The organism is Bradyrhizobium sp. SZCCHNR1043, from assembly GCF_032489675.1.
Lineage (GTDB): Bacteria > Pseudomonadota > Alphaproteobacteria > Rhizobiales > Xanthobacteraceae > Bradyrhizobium.
The window spans coordinates 177,787-192,852 of the sequence record NZ_JAUEYN010000010.1 but is presented as its reverse complement, the minus strand read 5'-3'; the positions used below and the strand labels follow the sequence as shown (position 1 = coordinate 192,852).

Genomic DNA, 15,066 nt, shown 5'->3' with positions numbered 1-15,066 from the left:
CCATCAATTGCCGGCTCTCAGGAAACGGTGTCTAGGCGAGCGGCTCATGAGCCAGCTCCCCCAGCCGTTCGACGCTGCGCTCGATGCGTGCGTCCCAGTCGTGGCTGCAGCTCAGCCGCAGGCAGTTGCGATAATCTGATGTCGCCGTGAACAGGCTGCCGGGCACGAAGCAGATGCGTTCGCGGATGGCGTGGTCATAAAGTGCGTCGGAATTGAAATCCGCGGGCAGCTCCAGCCAGAGCACGAAGCCGCCTCTGGGGTCGGTCATCCGCGTCTCCTTGGGGAAGCTGCGGTCGACAGTGCGGCGCATGCGGTCCATGTTGGCGGCGAACACCTTGCGGATGCGCCGCAGATGGGCGTCGTAGCCGCCGGAGCCGAGGAAATCCGCCATCGCCTTCTGCGGCAAGGCCGCGCCGCTCAGCGACAGCGCGAACTTCGCGGCAAGGATCTGATCGTGGCGGCGGTTGGAGGCGAGCCAGCCGATGCGATAGCCCGGCGCGATGGTCTTCGAGAACGAGCTGCACAGGATGATGTCGGCCTTCGGGGCGATCGCGGCGAATGGGCGCGGCCGGTCGTCGCCGAAGCTGATGTCGCCGTAGATGTCGTCCTCGATCAGCGGCACGCCGTGGCGCGTGAGCACGCGGATGATGGCGGCCTTGCTGGCATCGTCGGTGCGCGTGCCCAGCGGATTGTTGAAGCTCGAGGCGAGCAGGCAGGCGGCGACGCGGCGCGCGCCGAGCGCCTTGTCGAGCGCGGCGACGTCGACGCCACGGGTCGGATCGGTCGGCAGCTCCAGCGCGCGCAGGCCGCGGGCTTCGAGCACCTGGAGCAGGCCGAAATAGGTCGGGGATTCGATCGCGACCGCGTCGCCCGGCCGGGTGGTGACGCTCAAGGCGATGTTCAGCGCCTCGGTGCAGCCGTTGGTGATGAGGACGCCATCGGGCGGCACGGCGTGGCCGAGGCGCAGTGCGCGCGCGGAGATCTGCGCGCGCAGCTCGGCATCGCCATGCGGATCGGCGTAGATGTTGTAGTGGCGGCCATGGACGCGGGCGCAGCGGGCGAGATGACGGTCGAGCCGCTCGGCGGCGAGCAGGCCGGCGCTCGGGAGGGCGCAGCCCAGCGGCGTATAGGTCGGGTCGCCGGCAAAGGCGAGCACGCTGAAGACGGGACTGGAGACGGCCACCGGGTTGGCGCGCTGCGGCGGCTGCGACGCGGTCGGCAGCGCGCGCTGCCGGTGGCTCCGCTGCGTGACGTAGAAGCCGGATTTCGGCCGGGCTTCGAGCACGCCGCGATCTTCCAGCAGGCGATAGGCCTGCACCGCCGTGGTCAGACTGACGCTGTGCTGGGCGGCGAAGGCGCGCACCGAGGGCGCGCGCATGCCCGGACGCAGGACGTTGTCGTCGACCAGCGCCGTGAGGTGGCCGGCGAGGGCTTCGTAGAGCGGCGAAGACGGGGTGCGCTGGTCCATACAGATCATCCAATCGCAAATCTGTACTGGTGGCAATCGGGCGTCTCTGTATCTGTCATCCCCAGTCCCCCGGGCGGTAGCTTGAGCGCATCACTCGGAGCTCAGCCATGCCGCACGTGCCCAGCCGTTTCCCGTACAACGACATCATCAGCTTGACCTCGCAGCCGGTCCGCTACGATCTCGCCGAGAGCATCGGCCCGGATCTTGGGCTTGACGACCTGCTCGCGGACGGGCTCGGCGACGCGCTGACGGATGTTGTGCTGAGCTATGGTCCGACCGAAGGCCACCCCGAGCTGCGCGAGCTGATCGCCGCGCGACATGGTGTCGGCGCTGACGACGTCATCACCACCGTCGGCGCCATGCAGGCGCTGTTCCTGACGGCCTTCGTTCTCAGCGCGCCCGGCGCGGAGGTCGTGATCGGACGTCCTGCGTTTCCCAACGCGCGCAACGTGCTTGCGTCGGTGGGCCTGCGCGTTCTCGACCTGCCGCTGCATTTCGATGACGGCTATCGTCTCGATGTCGGCCGCCTGCGCTCGTTGCTGACGGCGCGGACGCGGCTGGTCAGCCTGGCCTCGCCGCAGAATCCGTCCGGCGTGGCGCTGTCCGATGCCGAGCTGCGCGAGGTGCTCGCGGCGATGGACGAGATCTGCCCCGATGCGTTCCTGCTGGTCGACGAGACCTATCGCGAGGCCGTGCATGGCGAGGCGGAGCCGCGTCCGAGCGTCGTCGCGCTGGATCGGCGCATCATCAGCTGCGCGTCGTTCTCGAAATGCCATGGCGCGCCGGGCATCCGCACCGGATGGGTGATCACGCGGGACGAGGCGCTGCGCGCACAGCTCGTGCTCGGCAAGTTCAACACCACGATATCGAACTCGGTCGTCGATGAGGCGATCGCGCGATCGATCCTGCGGAATCTCGACGGGATCATGGGCGAGCGGCGCCGTCATCTTGCCGAGGGTCTGGCGCGCACCGCCGGCTTCGTTGCCGCCCATGCCCGCCTGCTCGAATGGATCAGGCCGGATGCGGGCGCGCTGTGCTGCATCAGGCTCAGGCGCGAGATGTTCGAGGACGCGGCGGTGGCGCGCTTTCATCGCGAGCTGGCCGATCGCGAGACTCGCGTCGGTCCGGGATCGTGGTTTGGCGACGAGGCGCGGGTATTCCGTCTCGGCTTTGGCGTGCTCGCGTTGCCCGAACTCGACGAGGCGCTGCGGCGCGTCTCACAGGCGCTGAAATAGGCGTCCGTTATGGCGGTCGATCAGCCGTCATTGCGAGCGAAGCGAAGCAATCCAGGGCTGCGAGTGCGACTCTGGATTGCTTCGTCGCTTCGCTCCTCGCAATGACGGTGCCCCAAGATGACCTTTCGCCAAGCGGCGGGCCTCTTCTCAGTTGGATCGGTCACTCCCCAGTTTCGGTTATCGAAACCGACCCCCTGACCTCGCGCATTTGCGTTACGATGGCTGCACGCATTGTCTCACGAGGTGTCCATGCACGATCTCACCCGCTGCGTTCAGCACCCTGCCGTGTCGCATGACGGCTTCACGTCGCTGGCCGTTCCCACCTATCGCGCCTCGACCATCGTCTATGACGATCCGCAGGACTTTGCCGGGCGCGCCGCGCGCGGCCTCGACGGCTACACCTATGGCCTGCACGGCACGCCGACGACACGGACGCTGGAAGCGCAGATCACCGCGCTGCATGGCGGCGAGCGCACGGTGCTGGTGCCGTCCGGACAGGCCGCGGTCGCGATCACGATGCTCGCCGTGCTCAAGCCCGGCGACACCGTGCTGATCCCCGATCACGTCTATCCGCCGGTGCGGCATCTGTGCGCCAATTATCTCGCCTCGCGCGGCATCGCGCATCGCGTCTATGATCCGCTGATCGGCGCCGGGATCGCCGATCTCATCGACGCCAGCACCAAGCTGGTCTGGCTGGAGTCGCCGGGCTCGGGCACGATGGAGGTGCAGGACGTGCCGGCGATCGCGCGGGCCGCGCGGGCGCGGGGCGTGCTCACCGGTTGCGACAACACCTGGGCGAGCCCGCTGCTGTTCAAGCCGCTGGCGCATGGCGTCGATTTCGCAGTGGAGGCGCTGACCAAATATGTCGGCGGTCATTCCGACCTGCTGCTCGGCTCGATCACGGTTGGGGATCTCGGCCTGCGCAAAGCGCTGAAGGAGGTGCTCGGCGTGCTCGGCATCGGCGTCTCGCCGGACGAGGCGGCGCTGGCGCTGCGCGGCATCGAGACGATGGGCGTGCGCATGGCGCATTCCGGCCGGGTCGCGCGCGAGTTCGCCGAGCGCCTGCAGGCCGCGCCGGCGGTCGCGCGCGTGCTGCATCCGGCGCTGCCGTCCTGTCCCGGCCACGAGATCTTCGCGCGCGACTTCAAGGCCGCGAGCACGGTGTTCAGCCTGGTGATCAAGCCGGAGTTCACGGCGCGAATTAATCCGGCGCTCGGCCATGTCCGCCTGTTCGCGATCGGCGCCTCCTGGGGCGGCACCCACAGCCTGATCGCGCCGATGGATGTGGTCGCCGACCGCACGGTGCGGCCGTGGAATGCCGCGGAAGGATTGGTGCGGCTCAGCATCGGACTCGAGGAGCCGGGCGAACTGTGGGACGACCTGTCGCGCTTTCTGGATGCGCTGGTGGCGGGCTGATCAGCCAGCGCTCAACCTGATCCCCGCGCGCAAGAATTTCTGCGGGTCGACGGCTTCGCCGTCGATGCGGGTCTCGTAGTGCAGATGCGGGCCGGTCGAGCGGCCGGTCGAGCCGACCTCGCCGATGATGTCGCCGATCTTCACCTGCTGGCCGATCTTGACGTTGATCTCGGAGAGATGGCCGTAGCGGGTGGAGAGGCCGTTGCCGTGATCGACCTCGACCATGCGGCCATAGCCGCCGGCCCAGCCGGCATTGACCACCTTGCCGTTCGCGGTCACGCGAACCGGATCGCCGGTGGCAGCACGGAAGTCGAGCCCGGTATGCATCGCGGGACGGCCGAGGAACGGATCCGAGCGCACGCCGAAGCCGGAGGTGAACTCGACCTCGCCGATGACCGGCTTGCGATAGGGTACCAGCGACAGCGCGCGGTTCATCTTCTCGACCTGGGCGCGGGTGATGCTGATGCGGTAGAGCTGACGCTCGAACGGACCAGATTCGGCGCCGAGCTTGACCGGCACGAACGGGCCGCCCATGCCGCCCTTCGGCGCGGCCGCCTCGATCTGACCCATGTCGAGGCCGAGGTCGGTGATGACGCCGCGCATCCGCCGCAGCTTCGATTCCAGCGTCTCCTCGGCCGAGGACAGCATCGCGATCTGCCGCGCCTCGACCTGGTCGAGCGAGCGCGTCAGCCGCGTCAGCACGCTGTCGACGCCGGCGAGCTTGGTCGATGGGTTCGGCTGCGCATTCGCCATCACGGGGCTGCGCGATTCGAGCCGGGCCTCGCGATCCGGCGGCGCGGTGAAGATCACGGTGTCGCTGATCGGCGACGGTTTTGGCGCGGACGGCGCCGACTCGGTTGCCGCGGGTCCGCGCGCCGGCAGACGGATCGAGCCGGTGACGTCGGGCATGCTACCCAGCGCGGTGGCGCGGCCCTCGAGCGCGGTCTGCCGCTTCAGAATCTGGTCGAGCTTCTGGTCGAACTGTTCCTGGTCGAGCAGCTGGCGGCTGGTGGCGCGGTCGACCTTGGCGCGCAGCTCGGCGATGCGGTCCTCATAGGCGTATTGCATCTCGGCCTGGCGCGCGATCAGCCGCGTCAGCACGTCGTCGCGGAAGGCGAAATAGGTCGCGGTCGCCGCCGACCAGAGGCCGAGCAGGCTGACGGTGCCGACCACGATCCAGAACACCACGGGGCCGATGCGCACCTGCTTGCCGGCATGCACCAGCGTGTAGTCGCCCTGCGATGCGGCCGCGACCTGCGCCGGATGGCTGACGGGTGCACGCCGATGGTGGTGGGCGTGCCCGCGATCATGAGGATGGTGCTGGGGATATTCGGCGTGATGGCCGGAACGATACGACATCGGCACTCCCGCGCCGGCCGGAGATCGTCATTCCAGCGGCGTCATTTACGGGAGCGATTTGACCTCTGCATGGTTAATTTTCCGCCAACGCCGTCAGGCGCATTCTCAGAGCGCGCGCGTCGCCGCCAGCACCGCATCGGCGTGGCCGTCGACCTTGACGTTGCGCCACACTTTGGCGACGCGGCCGTCGGCGCCGATCAGGATGGTGCTTCGGATGATGCCGAGGAACTTGCGGCCATAGAGCGACTTCTCGCCCCAGGCGCCGTAGGCCCCCAGCATCTCGTGCGTCTCGTCCGAGATCAGGGGCACGGCGAGATCGTGCTTGTCGCGGAAATTGTCCTGTGCCTTGACCGAATCGGCGGAGACGCCGAGCACGGCGGCGCCGGCGGCGGCGAAGTCCTTCGACAGGCGGGTGAAGTCGATCGCCTCCTTGGTGCAGCCGGGCGTATTGGCCTTGGGATAGAAGAACAGCACGAGCTTCCGGCCGGCATAGTCGGCCAGCGAGACGGTTCCGCCGCCATCGCGCGGCAGCTTGAAGGCGGGCGCCTTGGCGCCCTCGGCGAGGCCCGTTCCGGCCGCAGCCGGCGTCGCGGGTTTGGCCTTCGCCGCCCCGGTTTTGGTGGGCGCGGCTTTGGTCGTCGCGGTCTTTGCGGAGGTCGTCTTGGCGGCTTTCGTCAATGTCGGTTTGGCCGTCTTCTTGGTGGCCTTCTTGGCCGCGGTGGCAAGCCGGTTCCCGTCAATCGCCCCGTAGGACGCCGGGTTGGAGGATTTCTTTTGTGATTCCTTTGACATACGCCTTCCTTTCGTCGCTTTCGGCGGCTCAAAAATGAAAGTATCTCGGTTCTTGTCCGGTGTCCCGGGATCGATCTGGCATCCGTGCTTCGCGGCGCGCAGGGGATCACGCCTCTTGCGATGAAGGGAAGATCATGGCTACCAGCAGGCGTGAGCACCAGCGCAGTCGAGCACAGTGCAATGACGACTCTCGTACCGTCCGGATCAGACGCTCCACCAAAAATTTCGTCCGGCGGTGGAGCGGCGCCGGTCCGCTGGCGCGAGCAGGTGGGCAAACCTGACGGCGGTGGGGTATGGTGACGGGGATTTCGCGCGTCGTCCGCGCCGCCGGCGTACCGCCGGCAGGCGTGTTGACAGCTCCCGCCGAAGCGTGACGGGATCATTGGGGGATCGGGCCCTGCCGGCAGTGAGCACGCGCGCTGCGTGAACGGGCGGGGCTACACCGGCGACCGACCTGGCCGAGGCCAGATTGGCACGAAATGTTTCGGACACGAGGGGCCGGCACCGAGAGGCAATGGCAAGACAGACATCACCCCACCGGCCCCATCTGCAAGCGGACACCCAGGGCCAACAGTGGGATGAGGCCGACTGGGATGTGGCCGACCAGTACGAGGCCGCCGCCGAGCCCGACGAGAGGGCTGGGCAGCGCGCCCGCCGCCTGTTGTCGCGGTCCGATTCGGGCGAGAGCACCGGTCGATTCGGCGGATCGCGCCCGCGTGTGCCGGGCGGCCGCATGGTCAAGCGGGTCGTCGTCACCTTGGCATCGCTGATGCTGCTCGTGGGGCTCGGCTTCGCCGGCCTGTGGCTGCGGCTGGGTGCGGGCCCGATCAGCCTCGATCTGGCGACGCCGTGGCTCGCGGCGGCGATCGAGGACAATATCGGCCACGGCAACACCGTCGAGGTCGGCGGCACCCAGATCGAGCGCGCCGGCCGGATCCGGATCGCGGTCCGGATCCGCGATATCATCGTGCGCGATCAGGATCACGCCATCGTCGCCAGCGCGCCCAAGGCCGAGGTGCGGCTGTCCGGCGCTGCGCTGCTGATGGGCCAGCTGCGCGCCGAGAGCCTCAAGCTGGTCGACGCCGAGCTTGCGATCCGCATCACGCCGGACGGCACCGTCACCGTATCGACGGGTGAGACCAACAAGCCGCTGGCGACGGGCGTCGCCTCCAAGCGCGACGCCGGCCTGCCGCCGACATTCCCGCGGCCGGGACAGGCCGCGCCACCGCCCAATGCGCCGGGACCGCAGGCCGGCTCGCAGCCGTCAGCACCGACCACTTCGACTTTGCCTGCGGCCGCCGCGCCAGCCGCGCCCCAGAACGGCCTGCTGGCCGGCCTCGACTGGCTCGACAGCCTCAGCCTGACCGGGCTCGATGGCCAGAACCTGAACGAGATCGGGTTGAAGAACGGCGTGCTGGTCGTCGACGACCAGCAGCGCGGCAACAAATGGACGTTCGAGAACATCAGCCTCAGCCTGCGCCGGCCGTCCGGCGGCGGGGTGGCGCTGAGCCTCGGCGAAGAGGGCGCCAAGCCGTGGCAGCTGCGCATTCTGGTCGGGCCGCAGGCCAACGGCGTGCGCACGGTCGACATCAAGGCTGACAAGGTCTCCACCAGCAACATCCTGCTGGCGATGCGCCTCAAGGATCTCACCTACATGGCGGACCTGCCCATGAGCGGCGAGATCAAGGGCGAGCTCGCGCGCGACGGGCTGCCGACTTATCTGCGCGGCAAGATCAACATCGGCGCGGGCAAGATCATCGACACCGATACGCCCGACTATCCGATGGCGATCGACTCCGCCGAGATCAGCATGGAATGGGACGCCGGGCGCCGCGTGCTGGTCGCGCCGTTGAAGGTGATCTCGGGCGCCAACCGCGTCACGCTCAACGCCAATGTCGAGCCGCCGAACGACACCGCAAACGACTGGCGGCTGGGTCTCAACGGCGGCACCATTCTGCTCGGCGCCATCGAAAACGAGCCGCCGCTGATCTTCAACCGCATCTCGATCAACTTCCGCTTCGACACCGAGGGCAAGCGCGTGCTGCTGACGCAGGCCGAGGTGTCCAACGGCGAGATTGGCGTCGCCGGCACCGGCAGCGTCGAATATGCCGGCGAGCCGCGGCTGAAGCTCGGCTTCGCGGCGACGCCGATGCCCGCGCTGGCGATGAAGCGGATCTGGCCGGCGCTGATCGTGCCGGAGGTGCGGGCCTGGATCATCGAGCGCATCGAACGCGGCTCGGTGCAGCGGATCGATGTCGCGGTCAACTCGCCGACGCGCAACCTGCCGCGCAAGGGGCCGCCGATTCCCGACGATGGTCTCGACGTCAACATCGTCGCCACCAATGTCACCGTGCATCCGGTCGACGGCCTGCCGTCGGTGCGCGATGCCGACGTGAAGGCGCATGTCACCGGCCGCACCGCGACGGTGACGATCGGGCAGGGCGTCGCGGATACTCCGGCCGGACGCAAGCTCAACTTCTCCGACGTCGTGTTCGAAGTGCCGGACATGGCGCCAAAGCCGTCGCCGTCGCGGGTACGCATGCGCGTCGAAGGGCAGGTCGCCGCTGCCGCCGAGATCCTCGCCTCCGACCGGCTCAACGATCTGTCGTCGATGCCGATCGATCCCAACCAGACCAAGGGAACGTTCCAGGCCAGCGTCAATCTCGCGATGCCGGTCAAGGGCGAACTGACCAAGGCCGACACCAGTTACGCGGTCACGGCCGATCTCAACGGCTTTGCCGCCGACAAGCTGGTGATGAACCAGAAGCTCGAGGCCAACACGCTCAAGATCGTGGCCAACACCGCCGGCTATCAGGTGAAGGGCGACGTCAAGATCAACGGCCAGCCGGCCACGCTCGACTATCGCAAGCCGACCGAGGGCGACGCCGACATCAAGATGCAGGCGATCCTCGACGATGCCAGCCGGGCCCGGCTCGGCATGGATCTGGGCACCGCGATCACCGGCAACGTGCCGCTCAAGCTCAATGGCAAGATCGCGGGCTCCAGCGATCGCGACAGCCGCATCGGCGTCGAGGCCGATCTGACCCAGCTCAAGCTCGACAACCTGCTGCCGGGCTGGGTGAAGAATCCGGGCAAATCGGGGAAGGCTACCTTCAACGTTGTCGCCAAGCAGCAATCAACACGCTTCGAGGACATCAGCATCGAAGGCGGCGGCGTCTCCATCAAGGGCTCGCTGGAAGTCGACCAGAACGGCGACCTGATGAACGCCAACTTTCCGACCTATTCGCCGTCGGAAGGCGACAAGACGCAGCTCAAGGCCGAGCGCGGCCAGGACGGCGTGCTGAAGCTGTCGATGCGTGGCGAGGTGTTCGACGGCCGCGGCTTCCTGAAGTCGGCGATCTCGGGCACCAACAAGGACGCCGACAAGAACAAGGCGCGCTCGAACCTCGACTTCGACGCCGAGGTCAAGCTTGGCGCCGTCGCCGGCTTCAACGGCGAGGCGCTGCGCAGCGTCGACGTCAAGCTCTCCAGGCGCGGCGGTGCTTTCAAGAGCTTCAATCTGAGCGGAAAGGTCGGCCGCGACACGCCGGTGACGGCCGACCTGCGCATCGGCCGCGAGGCGCCCAGCGCCGATCCGCGGGCACGCCGCCAGGGCCGCGAGGTGATCTATCTGGTGACCAATGATGCCGGCGCGCTGCTGCGGTTCGCCGACACCTATTCCAAGATGGCCGGCGGCGAGCTGGAGCTTGCGATGGAGCCGCCGACGGCCGACACCAGCCCCAAGGAGGGCTTGGCGATCGTTCGCAACTTCACCGTCAGGGGTGAGCAGGCGCTGGATCGCGCTGCCTCAGGCGCCGCACAGGGCGCCTCGCAAGGCATCGCCTTCACCATGCTGCGCGCGGAGTTCACGCGGCAGAACGGGCTGCTCTCGATCCGCGACGGCGTGGTCAAGGGACCGACGCTCGGCCTGACCATCGAAGGCAGCATCGACTACAACGTCAACCAGGTCCGGGCTTCGGGCACGATCGTGCCGTTGTACGGGCTGAACAACATGTTCAACCAGATCCCGATCGTCGGCCTGTTCCTCGGCGGCAGCAATGAGGGGCTGTTCGGCGTGACCTACGAGGTCGTCGGCACGCCGAGCCAGCCGGTGGTGCGCATCAATCCGATCTCGGCGATGCTGCCGGGCGTCACGCGCAAGATCATGGACTTCAACACCGGCAGGCAGCAATACCCGCCGGCGGAGCTGCCGCCGAACAATTGACGCTGCTGGCCGCGTCAGCGTTTGGCGACGCCATTGTGGCGGATCGAAGCGGTCAGGCGGCTCTGACGCCCGCAAGGAAGGTGTCGACCTCGCGGGAGAGCTGCTCGGCCTGCTTGGAGAGGTTGCCGGCGGCGATCAGCACGTGGCCGGCGGCGCTTCCGGTCTCATTGGCCGCCGTCGAGACGCCGCCGATGTTGGCGGTGACCTCGCGGGTGGCCTGCGCCGTCTGGGTGACGTTGCGCGCGATCTCCGCCGTGGCGGTTCCCTGCTCCTCGATCGCCGATCCGATCGTCGCGGCGATCGCCGACACCTCCTCGATGGTCAGGGTGATGCCGTCGAGCGCGCCGACCGCTTCCCTGGTCGCGTTCTGGATCTGGGCGATGCGGTCGCCGATCTCCTGCGTGGCCTGCGCGGTCTGGCTGGCCAGGCTCTTCACCTCCGCCGCGACCACGGCGAAGCCGCGGCCGGCTTCGCCGGCGCGCGCGGCCTCGATCGTGGCGTTGAGCGCCAGCAGGTTGGTCTGGCCCGCGATGCTGGAGATCAACTCGGCAACGTGCTCGATCTGCTTGGCGCCGTCGGCCAGTGCGCGAACGATCCCGTCGGTGTGGCGCGCGCTTTCGACGGCGCGTCCGGTGACCTCGGCGGATTGGGCGACCTGACGGCTGATCTCGGTGATCGACGAGGTCAGCTCCTCCGCGGCGGTGGCGACCGTCTGCACGCGCGAGCTCGCTTCCGTCGCCGCGGAGCTGACGGCGGTGGCGCGCGCATTGGTGCTCTCTGCCGTGCCGGTCATCGATTTTGCCGTCGCCTCGAGCTCTCCGGCGCCGGACGCCATCAGGGCGACGAGCTGGCCGACGGAGGCATCGAAGCGGTCGGCCATCGCAATCAGCGCGTCGCGCTTGTCCGCTTCGCTGCGCTGCTTGGATGCGGCCTGCTCCTGCTCCAGCATGCGCGCGGTGATCGCCGTCTTGCGCAGCACCTCCAGGGTCTCGGCCATGCGGCCGATCTCGTCGCCACGCTCGGTCTCGGCCACCGGCTGCTCGAGCCGCCCGCCGGCGATGTCCTGCATGCGATCCTTCAGCCGATGCAGCCCGCCGACCACGTTGTGCGAGATCAGGAAGGACAGGAGGCCGAGCAGCACGAGCAGCGCCGCGCCGATCCCCGCGAGCCGCATCAGCAGTGCATAGACGTCCGCCTCGATGTCGTCGACATAGAGCCCGTAGCTCATGACGATGTTCCACGGCGCGAAGCTGCGGACGAAGACGACCTTCCTGAGCGGCTCGGTCTGGCCGGGCCGGGGATAGAGATAGGACGTCGTGCTGCCTTCGGGTTTCTGCTGCGCAGCCTTGATCTGCGCATCGGCGATCATGACGCCGTTGGCGTCCTTGGTGCCGAGGATCTTGCCTTCCAGCTTCTCGTTGGCGGCGTTCAGAAGAAGCGCCGAATCGGACGCGTTGTAGGCGATCGGATATCCCTGGCCGTTGTTGAACGTCATCCGACGCGCAAGATAGCGGAACTTGTTCTTGGCCTCGTCCACCGACATCTTTCCTGCCGCGACCTCCGTCTGCAGCGTCTCCGCGAGGCCGTAGACGAGGTCGACCGCCGTATGCATCTGGGTGATGCGGTCCTCCAGCATGCGCGCGCGGCTGAGCCAACCGGAGACGGCCACGATCGCGATCACCGTTGCGATCGCAAGGATCACCATGCTCGCAAGCTTGGTGCGGAACTTCATGCGGCTGAGCAGTGTCACGGCGTCCTCTTCGTTGTTGTTGCCGGAACAACTATCATCAAGCTGCTTACTAATCATGAATGCGGATCTGTCGAGCCGAGTCCACTATGTGGACTGACGCGGCAATCAGGCGCGTCCCAGCACATCGTGCGCGGATGGCCCGACCGCAACTACGTGCGGAGGGAAGGAACCACGAGGAACGGGATCATGCCGATGACGACGCTCACAAGCGCGAGCAGAATGACGGCACCGTAGCCGTGGGTGAGATCGTGGATGACGCCGCCGCTCCACGATCCCAGCGCGGATCCGAGCCCGCTGCCGATCGTGATGGTGCCGTAGATGGTGCCGAGCCGCCTGCCGCGGAAGATCTTCATCGCGGTGGCCGACAGGAGCGGTCCGCGCGAGCCGATCATGCTGCCGAAGCAGACGACGAAGCCGGTGAGCAGGAAGATGTTCGGCGAGAATTGCAACGCCCACAGCATCAGGATTCCTGCGATCGATACGGCGTAGGAGAACAGCACCGACGGCCGTCGGCCGATCAGCCCATCGAGGGCCGAGACGCCGAGCATGCCGAACAGCAGCACCACGCCCGAGAAGCCCCAGGCGGTGGCGGCCTGCAGCGGCGCGAAGCCGGTGTCGATCAGATAGGCGACGACCTGCGGTGCGATGGCATACATGCCAACGGCGGTGAAGAAGAAGGTCGAGAACAACGCCCAGAAGGCGTGATGGCGCAGCGCCCGCGACAAGGTCCAGGCATCGTCGGCGAGCTCGTCGGCGACGGGCCTGGTGATGTGGGGCGCGCCGGCGGCAAACAGCCGCCAGGGCAGCAGCGCCAGCGGCACCAGCAGAATGAAGGCGGCGGCACCGAACGCCTGATATGTGCTGCGCCACCCGATCGCGTCGATCAGCAGTTGCGAGCCCGGCAGCAGGATCAGCACGCCGGCGCCGGTGGCGGAATAGATCACCGCCATCGCGGTCGGCAGCTTCTTGCCGAACCAGCGGCCCAGCAGGATCGAGTTGGGGACGTTGCCGATCAGCGCGATGCCGATGCCGACGCACAGGCCGATGCTGATCTGGAATTGCCACAGCGCCTGCGCGTGCGCGGCGGCCGTGAACGCTGAACCAAGCAGCAGGAGGCCGAGCGCATAGACGGCGCGTGGTCCGGAGTGGTCGAACAGCCGCCCGATCAGCGGAGCGGCGAGGCCGCCGGCGAGCGCCGTCAGCGAATAGATCGAGACGACCTCGGAACGATCCCAGCCGAAGCTGTCGGAGATCGGCTTGAGAAAGACGGTGAAGCTTTCTCCCAGCCCGCGGCCGATCACCGACAGCGCAAAGCAGAGACCCAGCACCACGAACGCCATGCGCACTCGTGGTGGAGCTGTCGGGGTTTCCTCGGCTTGCGCAGGCTCTCGCGGCGCGCTGATCGTCATGCCGTCAGGGAGCGCCTTTCGGCCTTCCCTGACAAGCAGGCAAAAACGAATGCGGCTATGCAGGCTTGACCAGCACGTGGCGCTTCTTGCCCAGCGACAGCTTGATCACGCCCTCGCTGGTCAGTGCAGCCGGCGTCAGCGCCATCTTCTCGTCGGTGACCGCAACGTCGTTGACGCGCAGGCCACCGCCCTTGATCTGCCGCCGCGCCTCGCCGTTGGAGCCGACGAGGCCGGCCTTGACGAAGGCGTTGAGCACGCCAAGGCCAGCGTCGAGCTCGGCCTGCGGCACCTCGACCGTCGGCAGGTTCTCGGCGATGGCGCCTTCCTCGAAGGTGCGGCGGGCGGTCTCGGCAGCGGTGCGCGCCGCCTCTTCGCCATGCAGCAAGGTGGTGGCCGCATCGGCCAGTGCCTTCTTGGCCTCGTTGATCTCGGCGCCCTGCAGTGCAGCGAGCTTCTCGATTTCGGACAGCGGCAGCGTGGTGAACAGCTTGAGGAACTTGACGACGTCGGCGTCCTCGGTGTTGCGCCAGTACTGCCAGAAATCATACGGGCTGCACTGGTCGGCATTGAGCCAGATCGCGCCCTGCGCGGTCTTGCCCATCTTGGCGCCGGACGCGGTGGTCAAGAGCGGCGTGGTCAGCGCGAACAGCTGCTCGGTGCCCATGCGGCGGCCGAGCTCGACGCCGTTGACGATATTGCCCCACTGATCGGAGCCCCCCATCTGCAGCCGGCAGCCGGTGCGCCGCGCCAGCTCGACGAAGTCGTAGGCCTGGCAGACCATGTAGTTGAACTCGATGAAGCTCATCTCCTGCTCGCGCTCGAGCCGCAGCTTGACCGAGTCCATGGTCAGCATGCGGTTGACCGAGAAGTGCCGGCCGATGTCGCGCAGCATCTCGATCCATTTCAGCTGCGTCAGCCATTCGGCATTGTCGAGCATGATGGCGTCGGTGGCGCCATCGCCGTAGCGCAGCACCTTGGCAAACACGCCGCGGATCGACGCCTTGTTGGCCTCGATCTCCTCGACCGTGCGCATCGCGCGGGTCTCGTCCTTGCCGGAGGGATCGCCGACCATCGTCGTACCGCCGCCCATCAGGGTGATCGGCTTGTTCCCGGTCTGCTGCAGCCAGTACAGCATCATCATGGTCAGGAAGTTGCCGATGTGCAGCGAGCGTGCGGTGCAGTCGTAGCCGACATAGGCGGTCGCCTGGCCCTTGGCGGCGAGGGCATCCAGCCCCTCGAAATCCGAGCACTGATGAATGAACCCGCGGCTCTGCAGCACGTTCAGGAAATCAGACTTGAAGCCAGTCATTGTCGGCGACTCTGAGCATTTGTTTACGGTATTGACCGCTTGTCGCGGGGACGTGCGGGAGGCACATGCCACGGATACGGGCGTTGTGGCATTATAAGATGCG

Annotated in this window: 9 protein-coding genes; 3 read left to right on the top strand and 6 right to left on the bottom strand. The window is 67.4% G+C overall.

The window, feature by feature from the left end; translation table 11 throughout:
* Positions 1 to 31: 31 nt before the first annotated feature.
* Entirely contained in the window at positions 32 to 1,468 is a 1,437-nt protein-coding gene (locus QX039_RS19015) for a PLP-dependent aminotransferase family protein (RefSeq protein WP_315737792.1), read from the bottom strand.
* A gap of 107 nt (positions 1,469 to 1,575) precedes the next feature.
* On the opposite strand from QX039_RS19015, the gene QX039_RS19010 reads away from it, so the two are divergent.
* On the top strand, positions 1,576 to 2,703 hold the full coding sequence (locus QX039_RS19010) for a pyridoxal phosphate-dependent aminotransferase (RefSeq protein WP_315737793.1): 1,128 nt from the start codon (positions 1,576 to 1,578) through the stop codon (positions 2,701 to 2,703).
* 249 nt (positions 2,704 to 2,952) lie between these two features.
* Complete coding sequence (locus tag QX039_RS19005; RefSeq protein WP_315737794.1) at positions 2,953 to 4,119, top strand: trans-sulfuration enzyme family protein; 1,167 nt, start codon at positions 2,953 to 2,955, stop codon at positions 4,117 to 4,119.
* Here QX039_RS19005 and QX039_RS19000 read toward each other — a convergent pair whose 3' ends face one another.
* On the bottom strand, positions 4,120 to 5,478 hold the full coding sequence (locus QX039_RS19000) for a peptidoglycan DD-metalloendopeptidase family protein (protein ID WP_315737795.1): 1,359 nt from the start codon (positions 5,476 to 5,478) through the stop codon (positions 4,120 to 4,122). It abuts the gene before it with no gap.
* Between the two features lie 105 nt (positions 5,479 to 5,583).
* A complete protein-coding gene (locus QX039_RS18995) occupies positions 5,584 to 6,270 on the bottom strand; it encodes a peroxiredoxin (protein ID WP_315737796.1) in 687 nt (228 codons plus the stop codon).
* Positions 6,271 to 6,784: 514 nt separating this feature from the next.
* On the opposite strand from QX039_RS18995, the gene QX039_RS18990 reads away from it, so the two are divergent.
* Positions 6,785 to 10,495, top strand: a complete 3,711-nt coding sequence (locus QX039_RS18990) for a DUF3971 domain-containing protein (protein WP_315772221.1) — start codon at positions 6,785 to 6,787, stop codon at positions 10,493 to 10,495.
* A 52-nt stretch (positions 10,496 to 10,547) separates the two neighbouring features.
* Here the strand turns inward: QX039_RS18990 and QX039_RS18985 are convergent, their stop codons facing one another.
* The 3 genes from QX039_RS18985 to tyrS all read right to left on the bottom strand — a co-directional run bounded on the left by QX039_RS18985 (position 10,548) and on the right by tyrS (position 14,963).
* Positions 10,548 to 12,245, bottom strand: a complete 1,698-nt coding sequence (locus QX039_RS18985; protein WP_315737798.1) for a methyl-accepting chemotaxis protein — start codon at positions 12,243 to 12,245, stop codon at positions 10,548 to 10,550.
* 149 nt (positions 12,246 to 12,394) lie between these two features.
* The gene (locus QX039_RS18980) at positions 12,395 to 13,654 is read right to left on the bottom strand and encodes an MFS transporter (protein ID WP_315737799.1); all 1,260 of its coding nucleotides are present in this window, start codon (positions 13,652 to 13,654) and stop codon (positions 12,395 to 12,397) included.
* A gap of 55 nt (positions 13,655 to 13,709) precedes the next feature.
* A complete protein-coding gene (gene tyrS, locus QX039_RS18975; RefSeq protein ID WP_315737800.1) occupies positions 13,710 to 14,963 on the bottom strand; it encodes a tyrosine--tRNA ligase in 1,254 nt (417 codons plus the stop codon).
* Between the last annotated feature and the right edge of the window lie 103 nt (positions 14,964 to 15,066).

What these genes read in the sequence shown, in the direction of transcription:
- QX039_RS19015 (WP_315737792.1), bottom strand. Translation starts at nt 1,468, where the DNA reads ATGGACCAGCGCACCCCGTCTTCGCCGCTCTACGAAGCCCTCGCCGGC.
- QX039_RS19010 (WP_315737793.1), top strand. Translation starts at nt 1,576, where the DNA reads ATGCCGCACGTGCCCAGCCGTTTCCCGTACAACGACATCATCAGCTTG.
- QX039_RS19005 (WP_315737794.1), top strand. Translation starts at nt 2,953, where the DNA reads ATGCACGATCTCACCCGCTGCGTTCAGCACCCTGCCGTGTCGCATGAC.
- QX039_RS19000 (WP_315737795.1), bottom strand. Translation starts at nt 5,478, where the DNA reads ATGTCGTATCGTTCCGGCCATCACGCCGAATATCCCCAGCACCATCCT.
- QX039_RS18995 (WP_315737796.1), bottom strand. Translation starts at nt 6,270, where the DNA reads ATGTCAAAGGAATCACAAAAGAAATCCTCCAACCCGGCGTCCTACGGG.
- QX039_RS18990 (WP_315772221.1), top strand. Translation starts at nt 6,785, where the DNA reads ATGGCAAGACAGACATCACCCCACCGGCCCCATCTGCAAGCGGACACC.
- QX039_RS18980 (WP_315737799.1), bottom strand. Translation starts at nt 13,654, where the DNA reads ATGACGATCAGCGCGCCGCGAGAGCCTGCGCAAGCCGAGGAAACCCCG.
- tyrS (WP_315737800.1), bottom strand. Translation starts at nt 14,963, where the DNA reads ATGACTGGCTTCAAGTCTGATTTCCTGAACGTGCTGCAGAGCCGCGGG.